Source organism: Streptomyces sp. NPDC026515 (genome assembly GCF_055567595.1).
Genome location: NZ_JBVHQD010000005.1, coordinates 409,634 through 423,644 on the forward strand (window position 1 = coordinate 409,634; position 14,011 = coordinate 423,644).

The 14,011-nt window shown below is 72.3% G+C and carries 13 protein-coding genes; 8 read left to right on the plus strand and 5 right to left on the minus strand.

What is annotated here, in order from left to right; translation table 11 throughout:
- Window positions 1–247 precede the first annotated feature (247 nt).
- The 4 genes from ACZ4O3_RS12710 to ACZ4O3_RS12725 are packed head-to-tail and all read left to right on the plus strand — an operon-like array spanning window position 248 to window position 2,309.
- Window positions 248–544: a plastocyanin/azurin family copper-binding protein gene (locus ACZ4O3_RS12710; protein WP_467722144.1), complete on the plus strand. Its 297-nt coding sequence runs from the start codon at window positions 248–250 to the stop codon at window positions 542–544.
- On the plus strand, window positions 541–1,557 hold the full coding sequence (locus ACZ4O3_RS12715) for a metallophosphoesterase family protein (RefSeq protein ID WP_467722145.1): 1,017 nt from the start codon (window positions 541–543) through the stop codon (window positions 1,555–1,557). Before ACZ4O3_RS12710 ends, ACZ4O3_RS12715 begins: the two co-directional genes overlap by 4 nt.
- Window positions 1,554–2,006 carry a hypothetical protein gene (locus ACZ4O3_RS12720; protein ID WP_467722146.1) on the plus strand — a complete coding sequence of 151 codons (453 nt, stop codon included), beginning with the start codon at window positions 1,554–1,556 and terminating at the stop codon, window positions 2,004–2,006. The genes ACZ4O3_RS12715 and ACZ4O3_RS12720 overlap by 4 nt, the downstream gene beginning before the upstream one ends.
- A gap of 30 nt (window positions 2,007–2,036) precedes the next feature.
- Window positions 2,037–2,309 (plus strand): hypothetical protein, encoded by a 273-nt coding sequence (locus ACZ4O3_RS12725; protein ID WP_467722147.1) that lies wholly within the window; start codon window positions 2,037–2,039, stop codon window positions 2,307–2,309.
- A 32-nt stretch (window positions 2,310–2,341) separates the two neighbouring features.
- Here ACZ4O3_RS12725 and ACZ4O3_RS12730 read toward each other — a convergent pair whose 3' ends face one another.
- Window positions 2,342–2,764, minus strand: a complete 423-nt coding sequence (locus ACZ4O3_RS12730; RefSeq protein WP_384994986.1) for a secondary thiamine-phosphate synthase enzyme YjbQ — start codon at window positions 2,762–2,764, stop codon at window positions 2,342–2,344.
- Window positions 2,765–2,852: 88 nt separating this feature from the next.
- Between ACZ4O3_RS12730 and ACZ4O3_RS12735 the strand changes: the two genes are divergently transcribed.
- A complete protein-coding gene (locus ACZ4O3_RS12735; RefSeq protein ID WP_362732789.1) occupies window positions 2,853–3,929 on the plus strand; it encodes an NAD(P)-binding domain-containing protein in 1,077 nt (358 codons plus the stop codon).
- Window positions 3,930–3,968: 39 nt separating this feature from the next.
- On the opposite strand, the gene mltG is transcribed toward ACZ4O3_RS12735, so the two are convergent.
- Both mltG and ACZ4O3_RS12745 read right to left on the minus strand, forming a co-directional pair.
- Complete coding sequence (gene mltG, locus ACZ4O3_RS12740) at window positions 3,969–4,907, minus strand: endolytic transglycosylase MltG (protein WP_467722148.1); 939 nt, start codon at window positions 4,905–4,907, stop codon at window positions 3,969–3,971.
- A 43-nt stretch (window positions 4,908–4,950) separates the two neighbouring features.
- A complete protein-coding gene (locus ACZ4O3_RS12745; protein WP_467722149.1) occupies window positions 4,951–6,900 on the minus strand; it encodes an ABC transporter ATP-binding protein in 1,950 nt (649 codons plus the stop codon).
- A gap of 95 nt (window positions 6,901–6,995) precedes the next feature.
- Here ACZ4O3_RS12745 and ACZ4O3_RS12750 point away from each other — a divergent pair, with 95 nt between their 5' ends.
- A complete protein-coding gene (locus tag ACZ4O3_RS12750) occupies window positions 6,996–7,448 on the plus strand; it encodes a MarR family winged helix-turn-helix transcriptional regulator (protein ID WP_362728484.1) in 453 nt (150 codons plus the stop codon).
- Window positions 7,449–7,518: 70 nt separating this feature from the next.
- Here the strand turns inward: ACZ4O3_RS12750 and ACZ4O3_RS12755 are convergent, their stop codons facing one another.
- Window positions 7,519–9,114: a peptide-N4-asparagine amidase gene (locus ACZ4O3_RS12755; RefSeq protein WP_467722150.1), complete on the minus strand. Its 1,596-nt coding sequence runs from the start codon at window positions 9,112–9,114 to the stop codon at window positions 7,519–7,521.
- A gap of 151 nt (window positions 9,115–9,265) precedes the next feature.
- Here ACZ4O3_RS12755 and ACZ4O3_RS12760 point away from each other — a divergent pair, with 151 nt between their 5' ends.
- On the plus strand, window positions 9,266–10,816 hold the full coding sequence (locus tag ACZ4O3_RS12760; RefSeq protein WP_467722151.1) for a M1 family metallopeptidase: 1,551 nt from the start codon (window positions 9,266–9,268) through the stop codon (window positions 10,814–10,816).
- A gap of 214 nt (window positions 10,817–11,030) precedes the next feature.
- On the plus strand, window positions 11,031–13,010 hold the full coding sequence (locus tag ACZ4O3_RS12765; RefSeq protein WP_467722152.1) for an N-acetylmuramoyl-L-alanine amidase: 1,980 nt from the start codon (window positions 11,031–11,033) through the stop codon (window positions 13,008–13,010).
- 24 nt (window positions 13,011–13,034) lie between these two features.
- Here the strand turns inward: ACZ4O3_RS12765 and ACZ4O3_RS12770 are convergent, their stop codons facing one another.
- On the minus strand, window positions 13,035–13,829 hold the full coding sequence (locus tag ACZ4O3_RS12770) for a L,D-transpeptidase family protein (RefSeq protein WP_467722153.1): 795 nt from the start codon (window positions 13,827–13,829) through the stop codon (window positions 13,035–13,037).
- Between the last annotated feature and the right edge of the window lie 182 nt (window positions 13,830–14,011).

The following is a 14,011-nucleotide window of genomic DNA, read 5'->3' on the forward strand; positions in this document are numbered from 1 at the left end:
CCTTCGTACACCAGGCCGGCGGTCACTCACCGCCACCGGACTTGCCGTCGCCACCGCCGCCACCGCCGGCGCGCTGGGGCTCCTGAGCGCATGCGGCCAGTCGTCGCACGCCCCGTCCGCCGGGACCGTCGCCATCACACCGGGACGGGCCCAGCATCAGACCGCCGGGATGCCCGGTACCTCCGGACCGCGGAACGCGGCAGGCTCCGCTCCCGGCGCCTCGCCGATGCCCCACATGAGCATGCCCATGAGCCCCCCGAGCACCGGGACGCCGACCGTGCCGGTGGCCGGAGACGCCGTGGCGATCAAGAACTTCGCGTTCGCGCCGGCCGCGCTGAAGGTCAGGGCGGGCACGACGGTGACCTGGACCAACCAGGACAGCGACCCCCACACCGTCACCAGCACCCAGCCGGGCGGCCCGTTGCACTCGGCCGCCCTGACCAGCCACGCCACCTACAGCTACCGGTTCACCAAGCCCGGTACCTACGCCTACCTCTGCACCGTCCATCCGTTCATGACCGCCACCGTGGAGGTGACCCGATGACCGAGTACCTCGACCCTCAGCAGGCAGGACCCGGCGACGGCACCGAGCAGGGCACCGAGCAGCCGGCCCGGGAACACGACATGACCCGCCGCCAGCTCCTGCGGCATGCGGGATGGTTCGGCGGGGCCGTGGTACTGACCCTGACCGCCGGAGAGGTGGTCAGTCAGATCGCGGGCTCCGGGGACACCACCGCCGGGGCGGCCTCGGCGGCGGACGGAACGACGGCGAGCGGGGAGCTGCGCTTCGTGCAGGTCTCCGACAGCCACATCGGATTCCAGGGCCCGGCGAACACGGACGTGGTCGGCTCCTTCACCGAAGCCATCCACCAGGTCAACTCGCTCGGATTCCGGCCCGACTTCGTCATGCACAGCGGTGACCTCACCCACCTTTCCACGGCAGCCCAGTTCGACCAGGTCCGGCAGATGCTGACCGGCATGGAGACCGACCGCGTCTTCACCGTGCCGGGCGAGCACGACTCCATCGGCGACGGGGGCCGCGCCTACCGGCAGACCTTCGGCAAGGGCACGCTCGGCGACGGCTGGTACAGCTTCGACACCCACGGCGTGCACGTCATCGCCCTGGTCAACACCCTGAGCCTGGAGAAGCTCGGCCATCTGGGCGACGAACAGATCGAGTTCGTGCGCAAGGACCTGCAGGGACTGTCGTCGGACACGCCCATCGTCGTCTTCAGCCACATCCCGCTGTTCGCCATGTATCCGCGGTGGGGCTGGAGCACGGACGACGCGTTGCGGGTCATCGCGCTCCTGCGCCGCTTCTCCTCCGTCACCTGCCTCAACGGGCATGTCCACCAGCTGTTCACGAAGACGGACGGCAACATCACCTTCCACTCCGCCACCACCACGGCCTACCCGCTGCCGAAGCCGGGCCGGGCCCCCGCACCGACCCCGCAGGTCGTCCCCGCCCGACAGCTCAAGGACGCCCTCGGCATCCGCACCGTCGGCTACCGGCGGGGCGACCGGGAGCTGGCGATCAAGGACGAGAGGCTGACATGACGCCCGGAAGACTCCTCGACCCGGCCCTGCGCGTGGCGACCGCCGTCACCCTCGCCGCGAGCGGGTACCTCCACGCCCGGCTCTACGCCGACGGGTACCGCTTCATCCACGTCGTCGGCCCCCTCTTCCTGGTCCAGGCGAGCGTGTCCTTCGCGGTCGCCGCCCTGCTGCTGATCGGCATGCCGCCGCTGCTGTCGCTCGCCGCCGGCGGTGTGGCGCTGGGCGCCCTCGGCGGATTCGCCGCCTCCCGCACCGTGGGCGTCTTCGGATTCACCGAACACGGTCTGCAGCCGGCCCCGCAGGCCCTGCTCAGTCTCCTGGCCGAAGCCGGGACCCTGCTGCTCATCGCCGTCCGGCAGGCAGGCGTGGCCAGACGGCGCCGCGCCGGCCGGGCCCCCCGCCGACCGCCGGCCCGGGACCGCGTCACCCTCCACACCCCACCCAAGTGACAGAACCGAACGGAACCAAGGAGTCTCCCGATGCCACCGCAACCACACCCGGCAACCGACGGACCGAGCCCGCGGCCGCGCGGACTGAGCGAGCGCGTGCGCGCCCTGCTCGGCCTGGACGACGACACCGCCGTCGTGATCCGCGAGTTCCGGTACACCGAACCCGGCCGGCCACCGCGCAGGACCGTCGTCGCCGTGCTCCCCATGGACGGCGAGGCACACCGCTGGACGCTTCACCGCCCTCCCGACCAGATCACCGATCAGGCCCTGCGGGCCGCGCTGCTCCACCAGCCGCCCGCCTGAGCGGTCCGGGCCCGTCCCCGCCCGCGGTGAAGTCAGCCCAGGAAGCTCAGCCGGACCTGACGGTCGGTGTTGTCCTTGTTCGTGTCGACCAGGCACACCGACTGCCAGGTGCCCAGTGCCGGCCGGCCGTCGATCACCGGGAGGGTGGCGTGCGGGGGCACGAAGGCCGGCAGGACGTGGTCGCGGCCGTGGCCCGGGCTGCCGTGCCGGTGCTGCCAGCGGTCGTCGGCGGGGAGCAGGGTGTGCAGGGCGGCCAGCAGGTCGTCGTCGCTGCCGGCGCCGGTCTCGATGACCGCGATCCCGGCCGTCGCGTGCGGCGTGAAGACGTTCAGCAGGCCGTCCCGGCCGGCCGCGGCCTCGCGGAGGAAGGCCTCGCACTCCGCGGTCAGGTCGACGACCCGCTCGCGGGTCCCGGTGGTGACGTGCAGCACGCGTGTGGTGAAGGCATCCGGCATGCCCCCATCCTCGCGCATCCGCCGCACCGCCGGCGCACGCGGCCGCCGTGGCGGGAAGATCCGTGGCGCGCCTCCTGTTGGTGGAAGCGTGAACAACATGCGCGAGGTCGAGGTGGTCGTCGCGGGCGCTGGTCAGGCCGGTCTGTCCAGCGCCTATCACCTGCGCCGCACCGGTTTCGAGCCGGACCGCGACTTCGTGGTCCTGGACCACTCCCCCGCCCCGGGCGGCGCCTGGCAGTTCCGGTGGCCGTCGCTGACGTACGGCAAGGTCCACGGGATGCACGCGCTGCCGGGCATGGAGCTGACCGGGGCCGACCCGGCGCGGCCCTCCGCCGAGGTGATCGGCGCGTACTTCGCGGACTACGAGCGCACCTTCGACCTGCGGGTACGGCGCCCCGTTGACGTCCGCGCGGTGCGCGAGGGCGAGGGCGGACGGCTGCTCGTGGAGACGGACGCCGGGGACTGGTCGGCGCGGGCGCTGATCAACGCGACCGGCACCTGGGACCGGCCGTTCTGGCCGCGTTACCCGGGTCAGGAGACGTTCCGCGGCCGGCAGTTGCACACCGCGCAGTACGCCGGGCCCGAGGAGTTCACCGGGAAGCGGGTGGTGGTCGTCGGCGGCGGCGCCTCCGGCACCCAGCACCTGCTGGAACTCGCCCCGTACGCGGCCGCCACCACCTGGGTCACCCGGCGCCCGCCGGTCTTCCGTGAGGGGCCCTTCGACGAGGGCGCGGGCCGGTCCGCGGTGGCGCTGGTGGAGGAGCGGGTCCGGCAGGGGCTGCCGCCGCGGAGCGTGGTCTCGGTGACCGGGCTGCCCCTCAACGACGCGATCCGCCAGGGCCTGAGGGACGGTGTCCTGGACCGGCGACCGATGTTCGCCCGCCTGACGCCGGACGGGGTGGAGTGGAGCGACGGCAGTCGTGTCGAGGCCGACGTCATCCTGTGGGCGACCGGTTTCCGTGCCGCCCTCGACCATCTGACGCCGCTGCGGCTGCGCGAGCCGGGCGGCGGGATCCGGGTCGAGGGAACCCGTTCGGTCGTCGATCCGCGGGTCCATCTCGTGGGGTACGGCCCCTCGGCCAGCACCATCGGCGCCAACCGCGCCGGCCGCCAGGCCGTCACGGACATCAGGCGGCTGCTCGCGGGGGAGCGGGTCGCCGCGTGACACCCGGCCGCGCTGCCCCGCACGTGGGGCAGCGGCGTCTCAGCCGGACGGCTGCGCGGCCGACGGCGACCGCCGGGTGGTGTCCTTCGCCTCCGCGTTCTTCCGCTCCGCGTTGAACTCCGCGACATTGCGCTGGTGTTCGGCGTAGTCGGCGGTGAACCGGGTGTCCCCCGGCTTGACCGTGACGAAGTACAGCCAGTTGCCCGGCGTGGGGTTCATCGCGGCGCGCATGGCGTCCTCGCCCGGGTTGTCGATGGGACTGGGCGGCAGGCCCATGCGCTGGTAGGAGTTGTACGGGTTCTCGACACGGGTGTCGGCCACCGTGGTGTCGAGGGTGCTGCGGCCGAGGGCGTAGTTGAGGGTGGAGTCCATCTGCAGCGGCATGCCGCTCTGCAGCCGGTTGAAGACGACCCGGGCCACCTTCCCCATGTCGGCCTTGTCCGCCGCCTCGGCCTGGACGATGCTGGCGATGGTCACCGCCTGGTAGACGTTCATCGCGTCGCGCTGCGCACCGGCCGCGACGGGCGCCCCGCCGAACCGCTGGTTGGCGGTGTCGACCATGTACCGCAGCACGGACTGCGGGGTCGCGTCCTTGTCCAGCGGATAGGTGGCCGGGAAGAGATAGCCCTCGGGGTTGCCCCCAGCGTCGCCGGGCAGTTTCAGGCCCGCGTCGCCGACGGACTGCCTGGTGCTGCCCGCGGGAAGGGCGAGCGCCCTGTCGACGGCGTCGTAGACCTGGCTGGCGCGCCAGCCCTCCGGGATGACCAGGGTGGTGGGCCTGCCGGCCGCGCCGTGGGCCAGGACCAGCAGCGGCACCGTCACGGCGGCGCCCGCCACGACGACACCGACCGCACCGAGGAGGAGCCTGCCCCGACGCGTCAGCCGGACGGCCTTCCGCCGGATCGCCCTCGACCGGACCGTGTTCCGTCGGACCGCGCCCCCTCGGGCGGCTTTCCGTCGCGGAGTGTTCATCTGCATGCGGGAACGTTAGCCCGCAAACAGTCATAAACCCGACATATCGTCAGCTTGTCGGGCTCAGCTTGTCGGCGGAGTCACCCACTGCCGCCGCTCGGTCGCCCCGCCGGCGCCCCGGCCGTCTCGCCGTCTCCCACGGGGCCGCGTCGCCGGTCCGGCCCGGCCGCTCCCCCGCGGCCCCATCCGTCGCCTCCGACGCCGCCGCCGTCTCCACCCGGGCGTCCCGGCGCACCAGCGCCGCGTACCGTCCGTCGCGTTCCAGCAGCTCCTCGTGCGTGCCCCGTTCGGCCACCCGGCCGGAGTCGAGAACGACGATCTGGTCGGCACCGCGGATCGTGGACAGCCGGTGGGCGATGGTGACGGTCGTCCGGTTGGCCGACAGGGAGTCGATGGCTTGCTGCACCGCGTGCTCGGTGCGGGTGTCCAGGGCGCTGGTCGCCTCGTCGAGGATGAGGACCGGCGGATCGCGCAGGATGGTACGCGCGATGGCCAGCCGCTGCTTCTCGCCGCCGGAGAAACGGTGGCCGCGTTCGCCGACGACGGTGTCGTAGCCGTCGGGCAGTGCGGCGATGTGATCGTGGATCTGGGCCGCGCGAGCGGCCGCGCGAAGTTCCTCGTCGGTGGCGTCCGGCTTGGCGAAGCGCAGGTTGTCGGCGACCGAGGCATGGAAGAGGTACGTCTCCTGGGAGACGACGCCGACCGCGCGGGCGAGGGTGTCGAAGTCGAGGTCACGGACGTCGACGCCGTCCAGGGTGACCCGGCCGCCGGTGACGTCGTAGAGCCGCGGCACCAGGTAGCCGAGCGTGGACTTGCCGGCGCCGGTCGGGCCGACGACCGCCAGGCTGCCGCCGGCCGGGACGGTGAGGTCGATGCCGTCGAGGACGGGGCCGCTCTTGTCGTCGTAGCGGAACTCGACCTTCTCGAAGCGCACCTCGCCCTTCACCCGGTCGAGGTGGACCGGCTCGTCCCGCTCGGTGATGTCGATTGGCAGGTCGAGGTACTCGAAGATGCGCTGGAACAGGGCGAGGGAGGTCTGGATCTGCACGCCGGTCGCCAGCAGGCTCACGGCGGGCCGGAACAGGCCCTGCTGGAGCGAGACGAAGGCGACGATGGTGCCGAGCGAGATCCGCGGGCCGCCCAGGTGGAGCGCCATGCCGGCGGTCCAGTAGATGACGGCGGGCATCGCGGCCATCACGATCGTGATCACGGCCATGCGCCAGCGGCCGGCCATGTTCGAGCGCACTTCCAGGCCGACGAGCTGCTCGGACTCCTCCGAGAAGGAGGCAGTGAGCGAGTCGGCGCGGCCCATGGTCCGGCCGAGCAGGATGCCGCTGACGGAGAGCGACTCGGTGACCGTCGCGGCCATCGCGGCCATCTGCTTCTGGCGCTCGGTGGTGATCCTCTTGCGCTCGTTGCCGACCCGGCGGCTGATCCACACGAAGGCGGGCAGCAGGACCAGCGAGACGACGGTGAGCCGCCAGTCGAGGGCGATCATCGCGATGATCGTGGCGACCACGCCGGTCAGGTTGGAGACCAGGGAGGTGGCCGTCGAGGTGACGGTGGCCTGCATGCCACCGATGTCGTTGGCGATGCGGGACTGCACCTCGCCGGTGCGGGTGCGGGTGAAGAAGGCGAGCGACATGCGCTGCAGCCGGCCGTAGACGGCGGTGCGCAGGTCGTGCATGACGCGCTGGCCGACGGTGGTGGATATCAGCGTCTGCAGGACGCCGAAGACGCTGGTGAGGACAGCACTGAGGATCATGCCCAGCGCCAGCAGGCTGAGCAGTCCGGTGCGGCCCTGCGGGATGGCGGTGTCGAGGATCGCCTTCAGCAGGAAGGGCGTGGCGACCGACACCAGCGATGCGGCGCCGACCAGCAGGCCGACGATCGCGAGCCGTCCGCGGTAGGGGCGGAAGAGGCTGAGGATACGGCGCACCTGGCGGGGTTCTCCGGCCGAGGTGCCGTCTGGGGTCCAGTTGATCTCGTCTCGGGGCATGGCTCCTGCGGATGGGTGCGGTGTGTACGGATTCACGGAGCATAGCTCACTGTTACCTATGCTCACAATGAACATAGTCCTGATATTGTTCCCGTATGAGCACCCCCGACTCCGACGGCCCGCTCGCCGAGCAGTTGCTGCGCCTCACCCGCCGGGTGTGGCGTATCCAGAAGCGCCATCTGGCGGCGCGCGATCTGGGCGTCACTCCGGCCCAGTCTCGGCTGCTGCGCACTCTCGCGCACTACGACGCACCTCCGCGCATGGCCGACCTCGCCGCACGCCTCGAGGTGGTGCCTCGCGCGGTGACGACGCTGGTCGACGGCCTGGAGGCGAGCGGCAAGGTGTGCCGGGTACCGGATCCGACGAACCGCCGGGTGACCCGGATCGAGATCACGGACGAGGGGCACGCGACCCTGCGTGAGCTGCGCGCCGCCCGGAGGTCCGCGGCGGAGGAGATCCTCGCCCCGCTGTCGGAGGAGCAGCGGGAGGTACTGGGCGGACTGCTCGACACCCTGGTCGACGGGCCGGTGCCGGCGAGGCACTGCTGAGCCGCGTCGGAGCGGCTCACCCCGCCCGGTCTTCCGGAGGATGAGCCGCTCCCCGCTCCGCGGCCGCCGCTCAGCAGCCGTCGCGGTCCGCCGTCAGCACCCCCTGTTCGGTGGTCAGCGACCGGTCGTAGCACCCGCCGGATCCGTACAGCCGGAAGCGCTCGCTCGACGTGCCGACCGCGTGCCGCTGGTCGCGCGGCACGTTCAAGGTGTACGTCGCGTCGCCGCGGTAGGTGTCGTCCAGCCATGACCGACCGCCCAGGGGCGAGGTGACCGCCGCCCGGTCGCCGAGGGTCAGTCCGGTGCGCAGCCGGTCGTCGGCGCCGATCGTGATGGCCCCGCTCATCGTGTACGTCCGCCCGGTGCGCGTCGTCCGGGGCGCCCCGCCCGCCCGCACCGTGACACTCTGGTCGTCCGTCCAGACGGCGTCGAGCGCGTCGGTCGTCTCGCCGTCGTTCCAGCGGTGCGCGGAGGTGTTGGCCAGCGTCCGGCTGACGGTGGTGGTCACCCGGCCGTGCGAGGTGTCGACGTATCCGGAGACGGTCAGCCGGTGCCCGGCGCCGGTGTCGACCCGGTACTCCCCCGGACCCGGGGTGTACACCGAGGAGTTGACGGGTTCGGAGGCCCTCGCGACGGTGACCGCGCCGGTGACGCGGGCGCGGTGCGCGTCCTGCCAGACCAGCACGTTCACGGGGGCGCTCCAGCCGGCCTGCCCCTCGGGCACCCCGGCCACGGAGACCTCGACCCGGTGCGGGCGACCGTCGTCGAGCAGTCCGGCGAACGGCGTCAGGTCGTACTCGATCGGCTTGACGTCGAAGGCGCGGGGGGCCGGCACGACGTACCAGAGGAAGGGGTTGGACCAGCCGCCGGTCCACACGTTCGGGAACGGCGCGGCGATTCCGGCCGGCCGGCCGTCCACCGTGATCTGCACCTCCCGGTAGGGGCCGCGGTCCGCCTTGCAGGAGTACGACGCCGGGTCGGCGACCGTCAGGTACCAGAACTCCTCGCAGCCGCCGCCGGATCCGGTGGCGTACACCTCGGCGACGATGCGCTCGCTGTTGCGCGGGGTGGTCAGGGTGGTGCCGCCGTCGAGGGTGAGCACCCGGTCGGGGACCGTGGCCCGGGGGCGTCCCGCGTAGAACGTGAGCGTGGCCTTGACGTCGATGACGCCCGTGTACGTGTCGTCGACGACGTTGCCGATCAGCATCTCGACGTCCTGGGTGCCGCGGAAGGTGTCGCTGTAGCGGGTGACGTCCTTCTCCACGTGCCACTCGATGCCGTCCGGCGAGGGTTCGGGGGTGGAGGTGCGCAGCACCTCCACGCCTCCGACGTGCAGATAGCCGAGCCGGTCGTACTGACGGCCCTTCACCTTGCCGTCGAGCCGCAGCACCACCTCGCTCCAGCGTCCGCCGCAGCCCCGGGGCGGTGCGTAGGTGCCCCGGTAGGGCGTGAAGTCGCGGAACCGGGCCTCGGCCAGGGTGACTTGGCAGGACTTCGCACCCATGGGCACGGACACCGGCGGGGCGGCGGTCACCGGGTCGTGCCAGTCGGTGCCGAACTCCGCCGGGACGTCGGCCGCCGAGGCGGCCGGGGCGCCCGTGCCCAAGAGCGCGCTCGCCAGGAGGGTCACCCCGGCAAGCATGGACATGACGATCCGTCTTCTCATGGCCGGTGTTCTACGGGGAGTTGCCCCCCGACCGCAACGACGAGACCGGCCTACCACCCCCGCGGCGCGCGCACGCGCGCACGGATCTGCACGGGCACCCACCAGAGGTGCATATGGTGCTATAAACCGATCCTGCTGCCACAGTGCTTCCATGGAGATCACGACCGGTCGCGTCCGCCGCGTGGCCCTCGCCCTCGCCCTCGGCGGTGCCACCGCCCTCACCTGCGACGCCGTGCTCGCCGGCCTCCCGCACCGGGACCACGACTCCCCCGCCCCCGGCCCCTCGGCCGCCGCCTCCGGCCCGGCCCCGGCCCCGGCCCCGGCCCCGGCCCCGGCCCCGGCCCCCGGCGCGCCGGGTATCGGCGATCCGCTGATGCCCCTGGACGGCAACGGCGGCTACACGGTGCGCCGTTACGCACTCGACTTCGACTGGCAGGCACCCGGGACGCCCTTCGAGGCCGGCGCCACCATCAGCGCGACCGCCACGCAGGCGCTGTCCCGCTTCGACCTGGACTTCGCCGGCAACACCCTGCACAAGGTCACCGTCGACGGCACACCGGCCACGGCCGTACGGGACGGCGACGAACTCGTCGTCACGCCCGCCCGGCCGATCCCGCGCGGCCGCGCGTTCGCCGTCCGCGTCACCTACACCGCCGACCCCACCCAGCGCCGGCGGCGCGGCGACGCGATCCGGGAGTACGGCTGGGTGCCCACCGCCGACGGGACCCTGCTGTATGCACAGCCCGACGGCGCCAAACTGGTCTTCCCGGTGGACGACCACCCCAGCCTGCGGGCGCCGGTCGCCTTCCGCATCACCACCCCCGCGGGGCTCCGCGCGGTGGCCAACGGACGGCTCGTCGAGCGCGCGCCCCGGCCCGGCGGACGCGTGCGGTGGACGTACGACTCCGAGGAGCCGCTCGCGGCCCAGCTGATCCAGGTGGCGATCGGGAAGTTCACGGTCCTCGACAGCACCGGTCCGCGCGGACTGCCCGTCAGGGACGTGGTGCCGGACGGCCTGGTCGCGGACACCGCGGCCGACCGCGCGCTCACGGCGGATCACCTCGCCTGGCTGGAGGAGCGTCTCGGGCCGTACCCGTTCCGTCGCTACGGCGTCCTGGTCGGGGACACCGACCTGCCGGTGGCGCTGGAGACGCAGTCCCTGTCCGTCGTACCGAAGGACGACCTGCTGGGCGACCGCGTCGACGCCGAACGCAATCTCGTGCACGAGCTGACCCACCATTGGACCGGGGACAGCGTCGCCATCCGGCGGTGGTCCGACCTGTGGCTGAGTGAGGGTCATGCCCGCTACTACGAACGGCTGTACTCCGACGAGCACGGCGGCGTCCGCATGGAGGACGCCATGCGGGACGCGTACGAGCAGCACGACCAGTGGCGCCACGACGACGGGGCACCCGCCGAGCCCACGGAGCCGACGCTCTTCAAGGTGATGCGCTACGACGGCTCGGCACTGGTGCTGTACGCCCTGCGGCAGAAGGTAGGTGACGAGACGTTCGACCGGATCGAACGCACCTGGGTGACCAGGTACCGGGGCCGTGCGGCCGGCACCAAGGACTTCGTCGCGCTCGCCTCGCGGGTCGCGGGCGAGGATCTGACGCCCTTTCTGACGGCCTGGCTGTACGGGCCGGACACCCCGCCGATGCCCGGCCGTCCCGACTGGCGGGTGGATCCGGTCGAGGACTGAGTCCGGACGGTCCGCGGCCACCCCCTCGGATGCCGATGCGCTGCCGCCGACCGGGTGGCCTCTGCCGGACCGCTGGTCCACCCGGTTGACGTTCGGCGCGCCGTGCCGCGCGGGACACGGAAGCGTACGGGGGGTGGCATAAGGGCAGTCCCTTCGCCCTGGTTGCGACGAGCGTGGTTGGAGACCCTCAGCAAGCGGTTGGAGACCCTCAGGTATGAGAAGAACTGTCGCCCAACGTGTCCCCGGCGGCCTGCGAACCTGCCGACTGACGGCGTGTCTGCTCGCGACGGCCGCGCTGCTGCCACCGCTGCTGATCCTCCCGGCGTCGGGCGCCGACGAGGCGGAGGACCAGCGCCTGCAGAACGCCTTCACGGACGCCGCCCGCGAGTTCCACGTCCCGAGCAGTGTGCTCCTGAGCGTGTCCTACATGCAGTCGCGCTGGGACTCCCACCCCGGCACCCCCAGCGTCGCGGGCGGGTACGGGCCGATGCACCTGGTGGAGACCGGCGGCGGCACCGGCGGCGCACCGGCGACGCCGGACGGCCGCGAGAACAGCGCCGTCGCCGGGACGGTGTTCGCCTCGGGCGGGCACGCCGTGCAGCCGGCGGACCTGGATCGCGCCGCCCGCCTCATCAAGGCGCCGCCCGCCGTCCTGCGATCGGACGCCGTCGCCAACGTACGCGGCGGCGCGGCCCTGCTCGCCGCCGCGCAGCGGCACCTCGGCAAGCGGCTCAGCAAGGACCCGGCGGACTGGTGGCAGGCGGTGGAACGTTTCCCCGGCACCCGTGACGTCGCCACGGCGACGACGTACGCCGACGACGTCTTCGCCCTGATCCGCCGGGGTGCCCACCGGACCACCGCCGAGGGCCAGGAGGTCACGCTCCCCGCGAGTCCCGGTGTCCGCTCGAACCCCGGGCCGCAGGTCCCGCGGCGGCCCAAGGAGGTCGAGTGCCCTCCGGAGCTGGCCTGCGACTGGCTCGCCGCGCCGTACGTGCAGATCGACGAGGACGGCGACTACGGCAACCACGACCTGGCCGACCGCCCCCGGGACCAGAAGATCGAGTACATCGTCATCCACGACACCGAGTCGACGCTGCCGAACATGTTCAAGACCGTGCAGGACCCGACCGAGGCGTCCTGGCACTACTCGATCCGCTCCACCGACGGCCACGTCACCCAGCACGTGCGGACCAAGGACGAGGCCTGGCACTCGGGCAGCCAGTTCGTCAACGCCCGTTCGATCGGCGTCGAGCACGAGGGGTTCCTCGCCCACCCCGGCGCCTGGTACACGGAGCGGATGTACCGGTCCTCGGCCCGTCTGGTGCGCTTCCTGGCGAAGAAGTACGGCGTCCCGCTCGACCGGCAGCACATCTTCGGGCATGACAACGTGCCCGCCCCGACCGGCGACAGCATCCCCGAGATGCACGAGGACCCCGGCCCGTTCTGGGACTGGCAGCACTACTTCGACCTGCTCGGCGCTCCGCTGAAGGCCTCGGCCGGACCGGCCGGCGACATGGTGATGATCCTGCCCGACTACGCCACCCACAAGCCCCGGTACACCGGGTGCGACGGCGCGGGGAAGCGGTGCCAGCCGCACGGCTCCAGCGCCGTCCGCCTGCACACCCAACCGGCCGACGACGCCCCGCTGATCCAGGACCCGGGCCGCAGGCCGGACGGCGAGGAGTCCACCGAGGACGTCAGCGACCTCGGTTCGCGGGTCTCCACCGGCCAGACCTTCGCCGTCGCCGACCGCCGCGGCGAATGGACGGCGATCTGGTTCCAGGGCAACAAGGCCTGGTTCAAGAACCCCAAGGACCACCCGACGGCCGTCGGTGCCAGCGGCCGCATGGTGACCCCGAAGCAGGGACTGGACGAGATCCCCGTGTACGGGCGCGCCCTGCCGGAGGAAACCGCCTACCCCGAGGGGATGGAGGAGGAGTCCGACTCGCCGCTCCCGTACAGCCTCCGGGCCGGCCAGCGATATGTGACCCAGTCCGGCGTGGAGGGTTCCTACGTCGACAGGTCGACCTTCTCCGACATTCCCCAGCCCGTGGTACTGGGTCGGGAGAAGTACTACGAGATCCAGTTCGGCCACCGGCTCGCCTACGTCCGGGCGAACGACGTGGACCTGGTGCACACCAGCACCGGATCGGCGGGGACACCCGAGGTGAAGCCCGGCACCGCCGGCCGGTGATCCCGCGCGGCACCCGGTGCCCCGCTAGGCCAGCAGGTCCGCCCGGTCCCCCATCACCACTACGGGGTCACGGTCCGGGTCGAACGTGCGGAGCAGGACCCTCATGGCCTCCTCCGGGAGGCCGATACAGGCCGAGGTGCCGCCGCCGTGGTCGAGGTGGAGCCAGATCTTGCCGCCCCGGCCGGCGCCCCAGGGGCGGGTGGCGTCGTGCGGCGGCGCGCCCCGCAACCGGTTGTAGTCGATGGCGATGACGTAGTCGAAGTCGTGCTGGTACGCCGCGCTCCAGTAGGGCGGGGGCACGTAGGCGGCCCTGTCGTGGGTGTAGGAGAGCCTGGTGCCGGGGTCGGGGAGCACACCGCCCGCGTCGCTGACGGTGAACACGCCGACCGGGCTGCGCCCGTCGCCCGCGTAGTGGTCGGTGGTCCAGCCGTTCCGTCCGTTGTGCGCGGGCCAGCTGCCCACCGGGCGCCAGCCGTCGTCCCCCAGGACGTACAGCACGACCGTGGAGTCGGCCGAGTCCCGGCCCTCGCCGTACACGACCAGAGCCTGGCCGGATCCGGGAGGGATCCCCGTGTGCAGGCGCTCGCCGACGCCGGGCAGCGTGGCCGGGTCGCCGACGGGGACGGACGCGGCAACGGGTACGGCCGGACTCGGCCGCTCCGCCGGGCCCCTCCCGGCGGCTCTGCCGGGTGTGCCCGGCACGCCGTTCTTCGCGCCGGCGCCGCTCTCCGGTCCCCCGCACCCGCCCAGGGCCATCAGGAGGGCCCCGAAGGCCACCGCCGTCACGGCCGCCGCACGCCGAACGTTTTTGATCTGCACCCGGTCATCCTGGCATCACATAACATCACATTGAATTACTTTCCTGACATATGCCGCGTGTTGGATGGTGAGCCCTGGCCGGAAGGCGGTGGATTTCGCCGATCGTCCAGGAAAACCGTTTGATTTCGACCACGCCCCGACGCGAACCTTTCACGGCTTGTCGCCACCTTTCCCCCCGACAC

Excerpts from the sequence above, each read along its gene's own strand:
- ACZ4O3_RS12715 (WP_467722145.1), top strand. The coding sequence starts at position 541 with ATGACCGAGTACCTCGACCCTCAGCAGGCAGGACCCGGCGACGGCACC.
- ACZ4O3_RS12765 (WP_467722152.1), top strand. The coding sequence starts at position 11,031 with ATGAGAAGAACTGTCGCCCAACGTGTCCCCGGCGGCCTGCGAACCTGC.
- ACZ4O3_RS12730 (WP_384994986.1), bottom strand. The coding sequence starts at position 2,764 with ATGCCGGATGCCTTCACCACACGCGTGCTGCACGTCACCACCGGGACC.
- ACZ4O3_RS12760 (WP_467722151.1), top strand. The coding sequence starts at position 9,266 with ATGGAGATCACGACCGGTCGCGTCCGCCGCGTGGCCCTCGCCCTCGCC.
- mltG (WP_467722148.1), bottom strand. The coding sequence starts at position 4,907 with ATGCAGATGAACACTCCGCGACGGAAAGCCGCCCGAGGGGGCGCGGTC.
- ACZ4O3_RS12725 (WP_467722147.1), top strand. The coding sequence starts at position 2,037 with ATGCCACCGCAACCACACCCGGCAACCGACGGACCGAGCCCGCGGCCG.
- ACZ4O3_RS12710 (WP_467722144.1), top strand. The coding sequence starts at position 248 with ATGAGCCCCCCGAGCACCGGGACGCCGACCGTGCCGGTGGCCGGAGAC.
- ACZ4O3_RS12720 (WP_467722146.1), top strand. The coding sequence starts at position 1,554 with ATGACGCCCGGAAGACTCCTCGACCCGGCCCTGCGCGTGGCGACCGCC.
- ACZ4O3_RS12750 (WP_362728484.1), top strand. The coding sequence starts at position 6,996 with ATGAGCACCCCCGACTCCGACGGCCCGCTCGCCGAGCAGTTGCTGCGC.
- ACZ4O3_RS12745 (WP_467722149.1), bottom strand. The coding sequence starts at position 6,900 with ATGCCCCGAGACGAGATCAACTGGACCCCAGACGGCACCTCGGCCGGA.
- ACZ4O3_RS12755 (WP_467722150.1), bottom strand. The coding sequence starts at position 9,114 with ATGAGAAGACGGATCGTCATGTCCATGCTTGCCGGGGTGACCCTCCTG.